This is a genomic window from Methylobacterium sp. (assembly GCF_019750675.1).
GTDB lineage: Bacteria > Pseudomonadota > Alphaproteobacteria > Rhizobiales > Beijerinckiaceae > Methylobacterium.
On the sequence record NZ_JAIEOF010000229.1, the window covers coordinates 1 to 1,742 of the forward strand.

1 protein-coding gene and 1 pseudogene are annotated in these 1,742 nt (G+C 70.1%); both read right to left on the minus strand.

Annotated elements, in window-relative coordinates; all coding sequences use genetic code 11:
* Positions 1–371, minus strand: a pseudogene (locus tag K2X24_RS11955) (phosphoglycerate dehydrogenase); the annotation flags it as partial.
* A gap of 106 nt (positions 372–477) precedes the next feature.
* Positions 478–1,647 carry a phosphoserine transaminase gene (locus K2X24_RS11960; protein WP_292498220.1) on the minus strand — a complete coding sequence of 390 codons (1,170 nt, stop codon included), beginning with the start codon at positions 1,645–1,647 and terminating at the stop codon, positions 478–480.
* Positions 1,648–1,742: the final 95 nt, after the last annotated feature.

A 1,742-nucleotide genomic window follows, 5' to 3' on the forward strand; every position in this document is an offset into this window, starting at 1 on the left:
TCCGCCTGGGGAATCTGCCGGGCGAGCGCGAACATCATCGCGATGGCGTGTTCGGCGGTGGTGATGGAATTGCCGAAGGGCGTGTTCATCACCACGACGCCCCGGGCGGTGGCGGCGGCCACGTCGACGTTGTCGACGCCGATGCCGGCGCGGCCGATCACCCGCAGGCGCCCCGCACGGGCCAGCAGCTTCTCCGTCACGCGGGTCGCCGAGCGGATCGCGAGGCCATCATAGGCGTCGATGCACGCCAATAAGGCGTCGCGATCCCGGCCGAGGTCGGGCCGGAAATCCACCGCGAGCCCGCGCTCGCGCAGGGACTGGACCGCCGCCTCGGAGAGCGCGTCGGAGATGAGGATCTTGGGCACGGGCATGGCGCTTTCCGGGCCGGACACGGGATGGACGGGCGCCCGGCGGCGCTCGCTCGCGAGCGCGCCGCCGGGACCGTTCGGACGGGTGACGGACCGTCGGCTTTTGGGGTCAGGCCGCCTGGGCGAGCTTCGCCTTCTCGGCCGCGAAGGCCCAGTCGAGCCACGGGGTCAGCGCCTCGAGGTCGGCGCGCTCCACCGTGCCGCCGCACCAGATCCGCAGGCCGGCGGGCGCATCGCGATAGGCCCCGATGTCGTAGGCGATGCCCTCGCGGTCGAGGGTGTCGGCGATGCCCTTGGCGACGGCGCCGACCACGGTGTCGCCCAGGGCGAGCACGTCAGGATCGGTGATGACGAGGCAGACGCCCGTGTTGCTGTAGGTGCCGGCATCGGCCGCCAGGTGGCCGATCCAGGGCGTGCGGGCCACCCAATCGTGGATCACCCGGGCATTGGCGTCCGCCCGCGCGTGCAGCGCCGGGAGCCCACCGAGCTCTTGCGCCCATTTCAGGGTGTCGAGGTAATCCTCCACCGCCAGCATGGAGGGCGTGTTGATGGTGTCGCCCTTGAAGATGCCCTCGATCAGCTTGCCGTCCTTGGCCATGCGGAAGACCTTGGGCACGGGCCAGGCCGGGACGTTGGACTCGATGCGGGCGACCGCGCGGGGCGAGAGTACGATCATGCCGTGCGCGGCCTCGCCGCCCATCACCTTCTGCCAGGAGAAGGTGACGACATCGAGCTTGGCCCAGTCCAGCGGCATCGCGAAGGCGGCCGAGGTGGCGTCGCAGATGGTGATGCCCTCGCGGTCGGCGGCGATCCAGTCGCCGTTCGGGACGCGCACGCCGGCGGCCGTGCCGTTCCAGGTGAAGATGACGTCGTTGTGCTTGGTATCGACGGCCGAGAGGTCGGGCAGGATGCCGTAATCGCCCACATGCACGCGGGGCGCGATCTTGAGTTCCTTCAGGGCGTCGGTGACCCATTCGAGGCCGAACGCCTCCCAGGCCACGACCTCGACGGTCTTGGGCCCGAGCATCGACCACATCGCCATCTCGACGGCGCCGGTGTCGGAGGCGGGCACGATACCGATGCGATAGTCGGCCGGCACCTGAAGCACGCTGCGGGTGAGGTCGATGGCTTGGCTGAGCTTGGCCTTGCCGATGGCCGAGCGGTGCGAGCGGCCGAGCGGTGCGTCCGCGAGGGCCTGGAGGCTCCAGCCGGGGCGCTTGGTGCAGGGGCCTGACGAGAAATTCGGCACGCGGGGGCGCGTGGCGGGTCGGTTGGTCACGTACGTCATCCTTCCAGATGAAAGCTCCTCGTTGGGGAGGAGTGGCCCGGGCACGGCAATGAACCCAAGACGATGCGGACGCAAGATGGTCCGAG